The organism is Pseudomonas sp. Root401, assembly GCF_001425105.1.
GTDB lineage: Bacteria > Pseudomonadota > Gammaproteobacteria > Pseudomonadales > Pseudomonadaceae > Aquipseudomonas > Aquipseudomonas brassicacearum.
In genome coordinates, this window is sequence record NZ_LMDO01000009.1 from 22,922 (window position 1) to 37,765 (window position 14,844).

General features: G+C 60.2%; 11 protein-coding genes. 1 reads left to right on the forward strand and 10 read right to left on the reverse strand.

What is annotated here, in order from left to right; genetic code table 11:
- Window position 1: 1 nt before the first annotated feature.
- The 9 genes from ASC85_RS08370 to ASC85_RS08410 form a co-directional block, all read right to left on the reverse strand.
- On the reverse strand, window positions 2-1,567 hold the full coding sequence (locus ASC85_RS08370; RefSeq protein ID WP_057448963.1) for an MBOAT family O-acyltransferase: 1,566 nt from the start codon (window positions 1,565-1,567) through the stop codon (window positions 2-4).
- A gap of 194 nt (window positions 1,568-1,761) precedes the next feature.
- Window positions 1,762-2,898: a mannuronate-specific alginate lyase gene (locus ASC85_RS08375; RefSeq protein WP_057448964.1), complete on the reverse strand. Its 1,137-nt coding sequence runs from the start codon at window positions 2,896-2,898 to the stop codon at window positions 1,762-1,764.
- Between the two features lie 11 nt (window positions 2,899-2,909).
- Entirely contained in the window at window positions 2,910-4,358 is a 1,449-nt protein-coding gene (locus tag ASC85_RS08380; RefSeq protein ID WP_057448965.1) for an alginate O-acetyltransferase, read from the reverse strand.
- 11 nt (window positions 4,359-4,369) lie between these two features.
- On the reverse strand, window positions 4,370-5,959 hold the full coding sequence (gene algG / locus ASC85_RS08385; protein ID WP_057449032.1) for a mannuronan 5-epimerase AlgG: 1,590 nt from the start codon (window positions 5,957-5,959) through the stop codon (window positions 4,370-4,372).
- 26 nt (window positions 5,960-5,985) lie between these two features.
- Window positions 5,986-7,476, reverse strand: coding sequence for an alginate export family protein (locus ASC85_RS08390; RefSeq protein ID WP_057449033.1), 1,491 nt, complete (start codon window positions 7,474-7,476; stop codon window positions 5,986-5,988).
- Between the two features lie 5 nt (window positions 7,477-7,481).
- Window positions 7,482-8,972, reverse strand: a complete 1,491-nt coding sequence (gene algK, locus ASC85_RS08395; RefSeq protein ID WP_057448966.1) for an alginate biosynthesis TPR repeat lipoprotein AlgK — start codon at window positions 8,970-8,972, stop codon at window positions 7,482-7,484.
- A gap of 9 nt (window positions 8,973-8,981) precedes the next feature.
- The gene (locus tag ASC85_RS08400) at window positions 8,982-10,151 is read right to left on the reverse strand and encodes an alginate biosynthesis protein Alg44 (protein WP_057448967.1); all 1,170 of its coding nucleotides are present in this window, start codon (window positions 10,149-10,151) and stop codon (window positions 8,982-8,984) included.
- Window positions 10,152-10,186: 35 nt separating this feature from the next.
- Window positions 10,187-11,668 (reverse strand): mannuronan synthase, encoded by a 1,482-nt coding sequence (gene alg8 / locus ASC85_RS08405; RefSeq protein WP_057448968.1) that lies wholly within the window; start codon window positions 11,666-11,668, stop codon window positions 10,187-10,189.
- Between the two features lie 113 nt (window positions 11,669-11,781).
- Window positions 11,782-13,098: a nucleotide sugar dehydrogenase gene (locus tag ASC85_RS08410; protein WP_057448969.1), complete on the reverse strand. Its 1,317-nt coding sequence runs from the start codon at window positions 13,096-13,098 to the stop codon at window positions 11,782-11,784.
- A 471-nt stretch (window positions 13,099-13,569) separates the two neighbouring features.
- On the opposite strand from ASC85_RS08410, the gene ASC85_RS32075 reads away from it, so the two are divergent.
- On the forward strand, window positions 13,570-13,824 hold the full coding sequence (locus ASC85_RS32075) for a hypothetical protein (RefSeq protein ID WP_145902477.1): 255 nt from the start codon (window positions 13,570-13,572) through the stop codon (window positions 13,822-13,824).
- Between the two features lie 84 nt (window positions 13,825-13,908).
- Here ASC85_RS32075 and yaaA read toward each other — a convergent pair whose 3' ends face one another.
- Window positions 13,909-14,688 carry a peroxide stress protein YaaA gene (yaaA, locus tag ASC85_RS08415; protein ID WP_057448970.1) on the reverse strand — a complete coding sequence of 260 codons (780 nt, stop codon included), beginning with the start codon at window positions 14,686-14,688 and terminating at the stop codon, window positions 13,909-13,911.
- Window positions 14,689-14,844: the final 156 nt, after the last annotated feature.

Here is a 14,844-nt window from a genome sequence, read left to right on the forward strand (position 1 = left end):
CTCAGAACTGGAAGTAAAGGAACGGCGAGAAGCTTTGCGCCGAGAGTTTGAGAATCGAGGCGATGAACAGCAGCAGCACCAGGGTGCGCATCACGTAGCGTGACCAGTCCACGGTCCAGTAGGCCGGTTGCACCTGGGCTTCGACACCCACGGTGTAGCCCGGTTCATGAATCGTTGCTGGGTTGTCACCCGGCACGGCCTTGATCATTCCCGGTTGTGCGGTGGCCGGGCCGTTGGCCTCGGTATTGACCTCAGGCTTGGTCTTGGCCGGCGGACGGTTGGTGTAGAAGTCCCGCAGGCCGAAGAAGGCGAGGGTGATGTAGGCCACCACCAGCGTGGCGATCTGCAGGCCGGTGAGGTTGGCGCGGGTCAGTTCCGACAGCGACCAGTCGCCGAAGCTGAACATGGCGCCGTACATGCGACCGGCCACGTGCAGGTTCTCGGCACGGAAAATCACCCAGCCCATCACCACCAGCAGGAAGGTCAGCGCCCAGCGGATCGGGTTGATGCTGCGTGGCGTGGTGTTGATGCCCACCGCTTTTTCGATGGCCAGCCACATGCCGTGCCAGGCACCCCAGATCACGTAGGTGATGTTCGCGCCGTGCCACAGACCACCGAGCAGCATGGTCAGGAACAGGTTGCGATAGGTCATCAGCGTGCCTTTGCGGTTACCGCCCAGGGTGATGTAGAGGTAGTCACGCAGCCAGGTGGACAGGCTGATGTGCCAGCGACGCCAGAACTCGGTAATCGACTGGCTGATGTAGGGCTGCTTGAAGTTTTCCATGAAACGGAAGCCCATCATCAGGCCCAGGCCGATGGCCATGTCGCTGTAGCCGGAGAAGTCGAAGTACAGCTGCGCGGTATAGGCCAGGGCGCCGAGCCAGGCATCGCCCGTGGTCGGGTTCTGCAAGGCGAAGCAATGGTCGGCCACCACCGCCAGGGTGTCGGCGATGAACACTTTCTTGATGAAGCCCTGCATGAAGCGGGTGCAGCCTTCGGAGAACTTGTCCAGCGTGTGGGTGCGGTTGTTGAACTGGTCGGCCAGGTCGCGGAAACGCAACACGGGGCCGGCAATCAGGTGCGGGAAAATCGCCACGAACGCCGCGAAGTCGATCAGGTTGCGGGTCGCCGGGGTGTCACCGCGATAGACGTCGATGATGTAGCTGATGGACTCGAAGATGTAGAACGAGATCCCGATCGGCAACAGCACGTGGGTCAGGATGAACGGGTTGAGACCGAAGCCGGTGATGATGGCGTTGAGGCTGTCCACGCCGAAGTTGGCGTACTTGAAATAGCCCAGGATGGCCAAATCCACGCCCACGCCGAGCAACAGCCAGCGCTGGGCCGGTTTGGTGCGCACACCGGCGGCGCCGACTTTCAGGCCGATCCAGTAGTTCCACAGGGTGACGCCGGCGAACAGCGCCAGGAAGTCCACCCGCCACCAGGCATAGAACACGTAGCTGGCGATCAGCAGCAGCAGGTTGCGATAGCGTTGCCCGCTCAAGTAGTACAAGCCGAGAAAGATCGGCAAGAACAGAAACAGGAACACATTGGATGAAAATACCATCCCGATCTCTCCATGTTGAATCAACAGTCAAGGGCCAGAGCCCCCCCAAACCCCCCCAATGAAAAAGAGGGGTGATGATCGTTCCCACGCTCTGCGTGGGAATGCCTCTACGGACGCTCCGCGTTCGGCTTTGTGGGACGCAGAGCGTCCCGGGCTGCATTCCCACGCAGAGCGTGGGAACGATCAGCGGTGTGTCAGCTCCCTTTTTCACCTTTCTCCCGCGAAGGGTCGTACACCCGGGTCAAGTCCCCGCCGAGGCGGAAGGTCTTGAACGGTTGCATCTCATGCTTGCGCTCCAGCACATCTTCGCTGCAGGTGTAGAGGCTGCAGAACGGTTCGAGCCAGGCGAATTTCGAGTCGACCTTCAGGTCCTTCATGTCCTGCTTGTCGCCGTTCTTCTCTTCGAAGATGTCCGGGTCTTCGACCCCGGCCAGCACCCGGTCACCCAAGCGCTTGAGGGCGCCGTTGTTTTCCTGGCGCAGGTCCACACCATTGACCTGGGCGAAACTGGCGATCATCGCCAGTGGCGGCAGGGCATAGTTGTGGTAGGACAGGGCGCGTTGCTTGCGCTTGAGTTCGTTGGGCAGGAAACCGTCGGCATCGATCTGGTTGACGCCGACCTTGTATTCCTTGACGGCCCAGTCGAACAGGTCGCGGCGGTTGGTTGCCACGGAGGTTGCCATCACCGACCAGGCGGCCCAGTAGGAGTGGTTGTTGGTCTTGTCCAGCGGCAGGTTGTCCCAGTCGCTGACCACCTGATCGGCCATCCGGCTGAACCAGCCTTCGATCAGTTGCGCCTGCTCCGGGTGATTGGCCAGTGGGCGAGACTCGGAGAACTTCAGGCGCACATAGGCCGACGCCATGCTGCCCAGCGCCCATTTGCGCATGGACTTGCCGGTGTGGTTGAAGTCCTTGGACATCAGCGCATCGGCCTGGGCCCACGCGGTCAGCCAGTTGAGGGTGCATTCCAATTGTTCGGGACGGCCGTCACGCATGAATTGCATCACTTGCTTGCTGACGCCACGCTCGATCTTGGTGATGTCGGCGGTGCTGTCGCGGAAGGCTTTTTCCGATTGCACATTCAGCGTTGCGCGGGCCTTGTCGGAGCCCTCGTACTTGCTGCGAAATTGCAGGGAGCCGGTGTAGGGCGTCGGTGTGGCGTCGCAGCCTTGGGCCGCTTCGCCGGCCTTGACCTTTTCGATCGGGGCGAAGTAACCCTGTGGCGGGCGCAGCGGGGCCGCCGCCTGCGTGGCCCCGGCGAACATCGCCAGGGTCAGCAGGGAGGGCGCCAGCAGCGTTTTAAACGTTCGGGTGCGCGTGGTACTGGTCATGAGACGAGACCTCATTGTCCGATTTGAGCCGTTTGTTCGGCTTGCGGAGATGCGTTGCGTTTGCAGATTTTCGCTTCGATCTGCTGCGGCTCTTTACCGGCTTCGGGGCCCTGGACTTCAACAGCCAGAAGGTTCTGCGAAGCCCAGTCCTCGTCGGTGCGCAACTGGAAGGCGAAACGTCCGTCGGTTTCGGAGGTATCCGGTTTTTCGATCTTGATATCCTCGTGGCGCCCATTCATGTACCAGAGGGTGGCTTGCAAGGTTTTCACCGAGGTGTCGGCGAAGCGGATGTCGACCTGGTGGCTGCCGTTACGCAGATCCATGTTCTTGCTATTGACCATCAATTCGTTCTTGCCCGGCTTGAGCGCGGTCTTGCTGCTCATGAGCGCCGGCTTGCCTTCGCAACCGTTGTTGTCCAGCAGCGCCATCATCTGGCGATAGATGGTTTCCTGGTCCAGGCGATACAGCGGCGAGAATTCCCAGATGAGGATTTTCGGCGGGTTCTTCTGGAACTCTTCGCTGCCCAGGTACTGGATCATCGCGCCCTCGAAACCGCCGCCGGGGAAGGCTACGTTGAGGATGTCGGCGCCGATGGCCTCTTCCAGGAAACCGGCGAAGTTGTAGTTCTTGCCGCTGTGACTGGTGCCCACGAGGGTGATCTGCGGGTTGCCGGAATCGCTGAACAGGTCGCCGTCGCCAGCCTCGCCCTTAGGCTCGGTGGTGAACTGGTCCATGTACTGGATCGCATAGCTGGTGCCGCACAGCTGCCCGGCCATGTTGTGCAGGGTGCCGGTCTTGCCCATGCGGCCGGACTTCTTGGTCTCGAACTCACGCTTGGGGATGTCGGCGAAGGCCGGGAGCTGCTTGACCTTCTCGGCGACGATCTTGGCCGTGCGCTGGGCGCCGTATGGTGTCCAGTGCTGGTCGCCACGGAAATAGAAATCGTGGGCGGGCAGGGTTTCGGGCAGGTTTTCGTTGGTCAGCGGCGACAGGTCCGGCACCACGTAACCCATCTGGGCGAAACGGTCGAGCATGGATTTGTAGTTGGTCAGGGCCTTGTCAAAGTTGAAGCTGGCCTTCTCCTGCGGATTGAGCTTGTTGCGGTTCACCAGGCCTCGGGTCGGCTGGTAGACGAGCACCAGCTCGACGCCTTTTGCCTTGAACGCATCGTGCAACTGCTGCAGGCGTTTGTAGCCGGCCGGGGTGGTGTTGAATTCGGTACGCAGGTCTTCCTGGGTCCGGAACAACCAGTCGCCCTGGGCCTGCACCAGCGTGGTGAAGTTCTGTTGGTAGCGCGTGGTGTAGTTCTTCGCGTCGTGGGCTGCAGGGCACAGGTTGCAGCACGGTTCGGCGGTGAAGCTTGGTGCCTTGATTTCATCGGCGCGAGCGCCGCTTGCGGCGGCGAGAATGCCGGCAGTCAGGGCGGACAGGCCCAGGAGTTTGATCATCTTTGGGTTCATAAAGGTCATCCTCAGTCCCGCATTTCGGTCTGGCGTTCGACAGGGTCGATCAGCACGGCTTTCTGCTGGCGCACCAGCAGGTCGAGAATTTCATCCTGGCGCTCGCCGAGGATTCCCGAGAAGCTGATGCCGCTGGATTTGGTCGGTGCGAGCATGGACACGCGGTACAGCTCGACGCTCAACGGCGAATCGATGGACAGCGGGCCACTGCCGTTGGCAGCCAGTTCGCCGCCGACCACGATCAGCGAAACCTGGGCGTCGAACGGGTCGAGCTTGATGTCCCGGTCGGTGTCGGACAGGTCTTTGATGTGGCCGTAGAGACCGGTCAGGCCGTTGGCCATGGACACGTTTTCGTAGAGGCGGATGTTCACGCTGTTACGAATGCGGATGCCGTGGCGGCGATTGCTGATCACTTTGTTGCCCCACAACAGGTTGTCACCACTCTCGTAGAGCGTGATGCCGTCGGTGTGGTTCTTGTAGATCTCGTTGTAGGCGATCAGGTTGTTCACGCTGTTACGGTCGATCACCAGGCCCGAGAGTTTGTTGTCATAGCTGCGGTTGTTGAAAATGAAGCTGTCGTTGACCTCACGGGAAATAATGATCCCGTGCTTTTTCTTGGTCCCGTAGACGGTGTTGTCGGCAATGATCAGCCGATGGGAGCGGTCATGGGGGTCGATGCCGTAGACGATGTTGTCTTTGTAGGTATTGCCCTTGACCACGAAGTCGTTGGTTTCATAGCAGTAGAAGCCGTACCACATGTCCGAGAACTCGGAACCGATGATCCAGCCGGTCGGTTCCGGGCGTTTGAGGACCTTGGCCATGTTCGGCGTGTACTGGGAAATACTCACCCCGTACGACTTACTGTTGGCGTAGCCGAAGCTCGCCATCCTGGTGTTGACGATGTAGGTCTCGGTGCCGCCCCAGGACAGCAGGAACGGACGAAATTCCTTGGGCGAGCGGAATGTGGCAGGGCCGTTTTCCTTTTCGCGCCAGCCGGTGACCTTGGTGTCGCGGATGAACATCCGGCCATCGTTGACCAGGAACGCGCCGCCTTCCTGGGACAGGCGCAGTTCCTGGGTCTGTTTGTCGATTTCCAGGATGCCTTTCTGGCCGACCACGATCGGAATCTTCGCCAGGTAGACACCTGGCGAAGTTTCGATGACGTACTTGGGCACCTTCTTGGCCAGGTCCTTGAGGTTCATGTAGCCATCGTCGACGAAGATGGCCTGTGGGATGCCGTGCTGACGCACGACCCACTCGGCCATCTTGTTGTCACCGCCGATGAAGTCCTTCAAGGCGTTTTCCTGCATCATCCGCCGCACGCTGATCTTGCCGGGCTTGCTGCGCACGATCTTGGCCGCGACCGCTTCGGCCGTATAGCCTTTGAGGTCGGGCAGGGTCGGCGCAGCCAGCTCCAGTGGTGCGGTCGGCGCGCTGCTGACGGTGTAGGTCTTGGCTTGTTGCAGACCTTTGACCACGTTGCCCGGCTTGACCACCGGTTCAACGTTGGCGAACGCCGGCGAGCCGGCCAGCAGCATCGCTGCGACCAACAGGCTGATCGAACCTTTCATCGCCTGGCTGTTCCTGAGGTAGCGGTTCATTTCGGGCACTCCCATGGCCATTCGCATCAGAAGCGCCAGATCACGTCGACAAAGGCGCGATGCATGTACGAATCGACCTCTTTGCCGTAGGCGTCGCCTGGCTTGAACACGCCGCCACGAAAACGCACCAGCGCCGACGGCTCATCAATGGATTGACTCAGCGCGGCCGGTAGCAGGCCTTGCTTGAAGTACTTGGTGACGACCAGATCGACTTCCTGGCCCAGGTCCTTGTCGCCATCACGCAGCGGCAGGGTCGAGGTGGACAGGATTGCGCCGGTCACGTCATCGGTGTTGTTCTCCACGGCGTTGATACCGTTGCTGCCCACTGGCTTGTTGCCGTCCACGCGCCAGAACTTGTGGTACACAAGGCTGGCGTCGTATTCGTCACGCAGTTGCCAGGAACCGAACAGGCTGGCGCTCTGGGTGTTGGCCATTTCGCCACGGAACGCTTCGCCGAAACGGTGCACGCGCGAGCGCGTGCCGGTGAAGTTCGAGCGGTTGCTTTGCAGGCCGTTCTGTTCGTAGTCCTCGCTGGCGCGGGCATAGGCCGCACCGACTTGCCATTGCGGGTCCAGACGCAGGCGGATACCCAGGTCGGTGGCCCAGCCGTCGACGTCATCGCTGTGCTTGGCTTCTGTTGGGCGCGTGCCGTCGGCGTTGAGCGGATTGACCGTGTCACGGTCGCCCGTCATGCCGGTGAGGCTGGCCCAGTAGTTGACGGTGTTGGTGTTGCGCCAGTTGTAGGCGTCGCTGTTGGCTTCCAGGCCGAGCCAGGTCAAGTCACCGTTCTCGGTCTTGTCCAGGGTGTCGGTGGCTTCACCCGGGGTGGGGTAGTCGAGGCTGCCGCTGTCATGGGAGTGGTGGGCACGGATCCCGGCCCACTGGCCTGGCATCCACTGGTAGCCCACGTCGCCATAGACGTGCAGGCGGTCCTTGTCCTTGGGGGACAATTCCTTGAGGTCGGTGCGGTATTCGCTGAACCGTTCGGCCACGCCGAGGTTGGCCCGCAGCAAGGTGGTGTCGAAGGTCCAGTTCAGGGCTTCGATGTTGGTGTCGCGCCATTGGCCGTCGTCGTTGCGCAGGCGCTGGCGACCGAACTTCAACTGCTCGCCCGGGTAAGGGGTCAGGCCACGGTAGCCAATCCAGAACTCGCGCATGGCCAGGTAGCTTTTCTTGGCTTCGCGATCACCGCTGTCGGTTTGCTGGGTGCTGCCATCGGACTGCTGCAGGGTGTCGGTCTCGATGATGTCGCTGGACGTCACGGCCTGGGCCATGGCGTAGGCGCTCCAGGCACCGCTTTCGCTTTCACCATAGACCCATGGACGCAGGTCCAGGCCGACACCGTTGACGTCGCCACCGCTCTGGGTGCCGAGGTCACGGTCGTCTTCGGACTGGCCGGTGACCTTCACTTCCAGGCCGAAGTTCTTGGTGTCAGTCAGGGCCGCCAGGGTCGGACAGGACCACAGCAGGGCGCACGTCAGGCCAATTCCGGCCTGCACAAAAGGATTGAGCTTCAAAGGCTTCATAGAGGTTCCTCGCCGTCATCTTCTTTTAGGGCTTGCAGTTCCAGCGTATCGGGGCTCATCGAGCCGCGAATGGCCTGCTCTTGTTGTAGCAGGCGTTGCGCTTGTGCAAGTTGCTGCGGCGGTAATTGTGCTTCGAGGGTCTGGGCAAGCTCGTTGGCTTGCGGGGTGTTCTGCGCCTTGGCCAACTGGCTGAACACATAGGCGTTGACCGGGTTGGGCTTGGTGCCCTTGCCCTGGGAGAACAACTGGGCAATGGCGTAGTCGGCGCTGTTCTGGCCGTTGCGAGCGGCCTTGAGCAGGTGGTCCAGGGCTTTTTGCGAGTAGACCTGGCCCAGGTAACCGCGGCGATAGATCTGGCCGAGGTAGTAGTCGGCGGCCACTTCGCGGCCAACGGCTTTCTGGAAATGCGCCTCGGCGACCTTGGCATCGGCCGGGACCCACTTGCCTTCGTAGTAAAGCTTGCCCAGCAACAGTTCGGCACGAGACTGGTCGGCGGCGCGGCCGTTTTCCAGGTACTGCATCATCTTGTCGACGTCACCCAGTTCCGGGAAGTCGTAGAGCAGTTGCGCCAGGCTGACCCAGGCAGCGGGGTAGCCAGGGGCGATGCCTTCGAGCAACGACTGGGCGGTCTTTTCATCGGTCTTGCCCAGGCTGGCATCGGAAAGGACACGGGCGACGCTGTCCACGCGCTGGGCGGATACGACGCCACGGGCATGGCCGTCCTGCATCTGCTTGAGCAACGCGGCCTGCTGTTCCGGCTGGCCGCGTTTCTGATAGACCGTGGCCAGTTCGACGTAGCAGATGTCGGTAGTGGCCAGCGCGGCCTTGCAGACTTTCTCGACTTCGTCCAAGTGCTGGTCGTAGGTACCCTGGGTGCGGTAGAGCAGAATCTGCGCCAGACCCGCTTCCGGGTAGCCGGCGCTGCGCCATTGGCTGATCTGCTGCTGGGCGTTGACGTTCGGGAAGCTGTGGGGATATTGCAGGTACAGCATCGCCAGCGGGATCAGGGTGTTGCCTTCTCCGTTGGCGAAGGCTTTCTTCAACAGGCCTTCGGCTTCGTGTTTTTCCGCTTCAGTGGAACCGGGCTTGGCCACCAGCAGGCGACCCAGGCGAGCCTGGGCTCGTGGCGAGATATCGGCGGCGGCGCGGTAAGTCGCCTCGGCTTTTTTCATCTGCTCGGGGTCGTGGCTGTCCACCTGGATATCGGCCAGACCGACCTGGGCTTCGCTGTAGCCCAGGTCGGCCAGTTGCTGATAGTTCTGCTGCGCCAGCGCCGTGTCGCCGCGCTTGAGGGCTTCGTTGGCCAGGCGTTGATCGGGCAGGCCGGCACAACCGGCCAGGCTGACGGCCAGTGCCAGGGCACACAGTGTTCCCATGTGGGAACGAGTTTGCGGCATAGCATCCTGACCGCGTGGATCCTTTCGCGAGCAAGCTCGCTCCCACAGGGTCTGTGGGGTGTTCAGGATTTTTATAATGGTCACGGGCATATCCTCGACTTAAATACCGACGGCCATGGCTTTGTCGATCAGCCAGTTCAGGTTCGGGCCACGGTCGCTGGTGACTTCTACCGGACGACCGGCCAGCGAGCTGTCCAGGGGTTCGTCAGGCTGGATCAACACACGGATATCGGAGGACAGGTCGGCACTTTTCAGGCTGGTGCTGCTGACGATCTTGCCGGTACGGGTGGTGTCTTCGCCGGCGACCTGGAAGCTGACCGCAGTGCCTGGGCGCACGTCGCCGAACTGGCGATAGGAGAAACGCGCTTCGACGTTGGCCTCGGTGCCCCGTGGGACCAGTTGGAAGATCACGTCGCCCTTGCTGGCGTACTGACCATCGGACACCAACTGCTGGGTCACGATGCAGTCGCACGGAGACGTCAGGGTGCCGGTCATTTGCTTGCCGAACAGTTCCTCGACCTTGGCCGGCTGCAACTGGTTGTCGTCCAGGTGACCCTTGAGCACGTCGAGCATGCTGGTGCTGAAGGTCGCCAGCGGGGCGCCCTTGGCGGCCACGCCGTCGGCCTTGACCAGGCTCTGCACGGTGCCGTCACGCGGCATGGTGATGGCCATGCCCGGTACGTTCACCAGCCCTGCCTGGGCGTGGCTGACGAAGTACATGCCGTACACCGACTTGAAGATGAAACCGAACGCCGCCAGGCCAACGATAAAGACCCCCAGGCTGAAGGTCACGGCGCGCAGGCGACCCAAGGCACTCATGCCACCGTTTTCGTCTTTCTGCTTGCGAGCCTTGGTGAAGTTATCGCGCTGCAGGGTCGCCAGCACATCGCCGACACCGACGATGTCGCCGGCCAGGTGCGAGGTGATGATGTGACGCAGTGTCGAGATGTCCCGAGGCTCCAGGTTCTGGAACTGGCAACCGGTGCGGCCGGTCTGGCGGTCGTAGGAACGGATCTGCAATTCCACGTCCATGGCCAGGCCAAGGTTGTCGATGACGAACTGCAGGCGACCTTTGTAGGACTCCCCGGTCTTGAGGGGCATCTGGCCGGCGTTGAAGCTCAGGCCGCCGGCGGACAGGTCCAGGACCTTGACTTCCATCGGCGTACGGTCAGGACCGAAGAAGCGCAGCTTGGCCGGGATTTTGACCCTGGCGTGTTGGCGCTGGGCTTCGGATTCATGCACTACGTTGACATTCACGGCGGTGTTCATAGGGGCGATTTCCTAGTTAATTCATTCAAGTCCGGTCAGACCATCGTCAGCAGCACGGCGACAAAAATGCTGCCGGCGGAGAAGGTCATGGTCCGAGACGACCAAGTGTTGAACCAACGTTGAAAGCTGGCGAGATCACGGGTCAGGTGGGTGGGCTGGCGGGTCCAGGACTGTTGATCGAGGCGGAAGAACACGTAGATCTTCACCAGGGCACCGACGATCTGGTTGTAATAGAGAATCGCCGGGTAGGCCGGGCCGATCCGGTGTCCGGAGCACGACAGCAACAGGGTCAGCAGCAACCGCGTGATGCCGATCCACAGCAGGTACACCAGGATGAACGCGGTGCCGTACTTGAAGCTGGCGATCAGTGCCACCGTCAGGCCCAGCAGCGAGGTCCACATCGACACACGCTGGTCGAACAGCACCACCGAGGTGAACAGGCCCAGACGGCGCAGACCCAGGCCCAGTGCCCGGGAGTTCTGCCGCAGGTTGTTGCCGTACCAGCGGAACATCAGTTTGCGACTGGCCTTGATGAAACTTTTCTCCGGCGGGTGTTCAACGGTGTTGATCGCCGCATCGGGCACATAGAACGTGTCGTAGCCCAGGCGCATCAGGCTGAACCAGCTCGACTTGTCATCGCCGGTCAGGAACTTGAAGCGACCCAGGCGCCAGTGTTGCAGCGAGTCGCTTTCCACGTCGGCGATGAAGTCCGGGTTGGTGACCACGGTGGCGCGGAACACCGACATGCGGCCGGTCATGGTCAGCACGCGCTTGGACAAGGCCATGGAGCACATGTTGATGTGACGCTGGGCGAAACGCAGCTTGTGCCATTCGCTCATGATGTAGCCGCCGCGTACTTCGCAGAACTCGTTGGTGGTCAGGCCGCCGACGTTGCCGAACAGCTGGAACCACGGCACGGTCTTGCGCACGACGCCTTCGGCGAGCACGGTGTCGCCGTCGATCACCGCCACTACGGCGCGGTCGTCCGGCAAGTGGCGGGAGATGGCGCGGAAACCGTAGGCCAGGCCGTCACGCTTGCCGGTGCCAGGAATACGCACGAAGTCCAGCTTGACCCGTGCTGGCGGGTTCATGCGGGCCCAGAGGCTCTTGACCAGCAGTTCGTCGGACATTTCCACGATGGAGCAGACCACGGTGGTGGGCAGCCCGCATTCGATGGCCTCGCGAATCACCGAGCCATACACCTGGGCGGTGGTCAGCGCATCGATCCGGAAGCTGGTGACCATCAGGTACACATGGGACGGATCCGCCGCCTTGCCCAGCTTGCGTACCTTGCGGCGCAGGTGCGGGTAGACGATGTACAGGAAGATCATGCCGCGCACGAAATGCGTTGCTCCCATGGAGTAACGCCAGATGCCCACGGCGCCGATCAGGAAGATGAAGTCCTTGGATTCGGAGTCGAACGTGGACGTGGGCAGCGCCATGGCGATGCCCATCAATAAACTCAAGTAAAACAGCCAACCGGCGGCCTGAAGCAGGCCGTGCTTTAGCCTGTGCATAATCGGTATCCTAAAGTCAGTTGCAAGCTTCAAGCTTCAAGCTTCAAGCACAAACCTAAGCTCAAGCGAATGAGCTTTAGCTTGAGGCTTGACGCTTGAAGCTTGCGGCTGCCTTACCAGCAGATGCCTTCGGTCCGGCCACTCGGGTTGGTGGCCTTGGACATGAAGCCGACCAGGTCGATGACCTGCTTGCCTTCCGGTACGTTCTCGGTCAGCGCGCGGAACTTCTCATCGCGGTTGCCCAGGATGATGATGTCGGAGCTGTCGATCACCGAGTCGAAGTCGGCGTTGAGCAAGGACGAGACGTGAGGGATCTTCGACTCGATGTAATCCTTGTTCGCACCGTGGACGCGGGCGTATTCGACGTTGCTGTCGTAGATCTTCAGGTCGAAACCCTTGCCGATCAGCATTTCCGCCAGTTCTACCAGTGGGCTTTCACGCAGGTCGTCGGTACCGGCCTTGAAGCTCAGGCCCAGCAGGGCGACTTTGCGCTTGTCGTGGCTGGAAACGATGTCGAAGGCGTTCTGCACCTGGGATTCGTTGCTGCGCATCAGCGAGTTGAGCAGCGGCGCTTCCACGTCCAGGGAACCGGCACGGTAGGTCAGGGCGCGAACGTCCTTGGGCAGGCAGGAGCCGCCGAAGGCGAAGCCTGGGCGCATGTAGTACTGGGACAGGTTCAGGGTCTTGTCCTGGCAGACCACGTCCATCACTTCACGGCCATCGACGCCGACGGCCTTGGCGATGTTGCCGATCTCGTTGGCGAAGGTCACCTTGGTGGCGTGCCACACGTTGCAGGTGTACTTGATCATCTCGGCAACGGCGATGTCCTTGCGGATGATCGGCGCGTCGAGCTCTTCGTACAGCGATTGCAGAACGTCGCCAGAGGCTTTGTCGAATTCACCGATAACGGTCATCGGCGGCTGGTCGTAGTCTTTGATCGCGGTGCTTTCGCGCAGGAATTCAGGGTTGACTGCGACACCGAAATCGACGCCGGCTTTCTTGCCGGAGCAATCTTCCAGGATTGGGATGACGACGTTTGCCACAGTGCCCGGCAATACGGTGCTACGAACCACGATGGTGTGGCGGGTGGTCTTGTCACGCAGGACAAAACCGATCTCGCGGCACACGGCTTCGATGTAGTTCAGTTCCAGGTCGCCGTTCTTTTTGCTCGGTGTACCGACACAAATCATCGACAGGTCGGTATCGCGAATGGCTTCGGCGAAGTTGGTGGTACCACGCAGTCGACCTGTTTGAATGCCTTGCGCCAATAGCTCGCCAAGACCCGGTTCAACGATTGGCGATTTGCCAGCGTTGATCATGTCGATTTTGTCTTTGGCGACATCTACGCCAACTACATCATGGCCCCGTGCAGACAGGCAACCGGCACATACTGCACCGACGTAACCCAAACCAAATATGCTAATGCGCATCGCATTTCCCTCTGTTTTTCACGCCATTAAATGGCCGGAGTTAATAGTGTTCAGCGGTCATAGTGCACTCGGAAGTGTGGAATGCAGGCGCCACAATGCCGTGTGCAGGCATACTAAGTTCCGAGTGTCTAAATAAATGCACTCAAGTTGTGCGCAATGTGGCCTAGTTGTTATGACCTGCCCTGTTATGCAGCCAGTCCTCGTTATCGGGAACGCTCGTGCAAAGGTCCTTCACTTTTGATCCCTGGCAAAAAGCCCACAAAATCAAAAGCTTGTGTGCTCGGGTGAGCACGTTATAGGGGCGCAGCCTTGGCCTTGTAGGGGATAGTAATGGTGCTTTATCTCCCATCCTTTAAGGGTGGATCCAATTAGACGACGGTTTCACTAAGTTGTCGTGACAACTTGGTTAATCCGTTCGTCGTCCTTTGTAAGTTATCTCGTACACGCTCGCCGAGAATCGTTACGGATGGTATGAGCCATGCAATTTCACATAGTTCCGATCCGCTCATCGTGATTTTCGAAATTTTTCGAAATATTATCGAAGATGGCACTGGCCTCAATATGATGGCACTTACCGTTTCGCCCTTTATTAATGGGGAGTTAGAAGGGGTAGATAGTTTTGTGCCACTACCGATGAAAAAAATCGGTGCCACTACTCAAAAAACTGACGAATGTCGAGTGAAAGAAAAGTTAGCGCAGGGGTGGGGCGATTTATTGGCGCCATGAAACTGGCGAAGTGGGCGATGAACTAAGCTGACAAATAGGCAGATGATCGAAGCCCCCGATCAGGGGGCGGTATAGGGTTATGCCTTATTCGGGGGCGTGATCGCGCAGGAAAACCAGTTTGTCCCGGCTCGACTGTTGGGCGTTGAAGCGGTAGCCCTGTACATCGAATTGGCTGAGTGCCGCAGGGTCGTTGATCCGTTCCTGAATCACGAAACGACTCATCAGGCCCCGGGCTTTCTTGGCGTAGAAGCTGATGATTTTGTACTGGCCATTTTTCAGGTCGCGGAATTCGGTATCGATGACGCGCGCTTTCAGTGCGCTGCGCTTGACCGCCGAGAAGTATTCATTGGAAGCCAGGTTCAGCAGTACGTCGTCGCCCTGGTCGGCGAGGGCTTCGTTCAGCCATTCGCTGATGCGCGTGCCCCAGAAAGCATAAAGGTCCTTGCCCCGGGCATTGGCCAGCTTCGTGCCCATTTCCAGGCGATAGGGTTGCATCAGGTCCAGTGGCCGCAGCAGGCCATAGAGGCCAGAGAGCATGCGCAGGCGTTGCTGGGCGTAGTCGAAGTCGGCGTCGCCAAAGCTTTGCGCATCGAGGCCCGTGTACACGTCGCCCTTGAAGGCCAGCAGTGCCTGCTTGGCATTGGCCGGGGTGAACGCCGGTGTCCAACTGCCAAATCGCGCGGCATTGAGGCCGCCGATCTTGTCGGAGACATGCATCAGCTCGCTGATCTGTGCTGGCGAAAGTTCGCGCAATTGCTCGATCAGTTCCTGGGAATGATCCAGGTACTGCGGCTGGGTAAAACGCTCGGTGGCCGGCGGTGTTTCGTAATCGAGGGTCTTGGCGGGGGAAATCACCATCAGCATGCAATCGTCTCCTTTAAGGTGTGGCGATTCTAGGGGGTTGGCCGGGTGGACTCCAGCTATTGGGGTGATAGCTGATGGATGGGCGAGTATTGACGGGCATTTGTGGTGAGGCGCTGTGGGAGCAAAGTCCGTGGGAGCAAAGCTTGCTCGCGATGA

Bases quoted from the DNA above. Each gene is read 5' to 3' on its own strand.
- ASC85_RS08370 (WP_057448963.1), bottom strand. From the start codon at position 1,567: ATGGTATTTTCATCCAATGTGTTCCTGTTTCTGTTCTTGCCGATCTTT.
- ASC85_RS08375 (WP_057448964.1), bottom strand. From the start codon at position 2,898: ATGACCAGTACCACGCGCACCCGAACGTTTAAAACGCTGCTGGCGCCC.
- ASC85_RS08380 (WP_057448965.1), bottom strand. From the start codon at position 4,358: ATGAACCCAAAGATGATCAAACTCCTGGGCCTGTCCGCCCTGACTGCC.
- algG (WP_057449032.1), bottom strand. From the start codon at position 5,959: ATGAACCGCTACCTCAGGAACAGCCAGGCGATGAAAGGTTCGATCAGC.
- algK (WP_057448966.1), bottom strand. From the start codon at position 8,972: ATGCCCGTGACCATTATAAAAATCCTGAACACCCCACAGACCCTGTGG.
- ASC85_RS08400 (WP_057448967.1), bottom strand. From the start codon at position 10,151: ATGAACACCGCCGTGAATGTCAACGTAGTGCATGAATCCGAAGCCCAG.
- alg8 (WP_057448968.1), bottom strand. From the start codon at position 11,668: ATGCACAGGCTAAAGCACGGCCTGCTTCAGGCCGCCGGTTGGCTGTTT.
- ASC85_RS08410 (WP_057448969.1), bottom strand. From the start codon at position 13,098: ATGCGCATTAGCATATTTGGTTTGGGTTACGTCGGTGCAGTATGTGCC.
- ASC85_RS32075 (WP_145902477.1), top strand. From the start codon at position 13,570: ATGAGCCATGCAATTTCACATAGTTCCGATCCGCTCATCGTGATTTTC.
- yaaA (WP_057448970.1), bottom strand. From the start codon at position 14,688: ATGCTGATGGTGATTTCCCCCGCCAAGACCCTCGATTACGAAACACCG.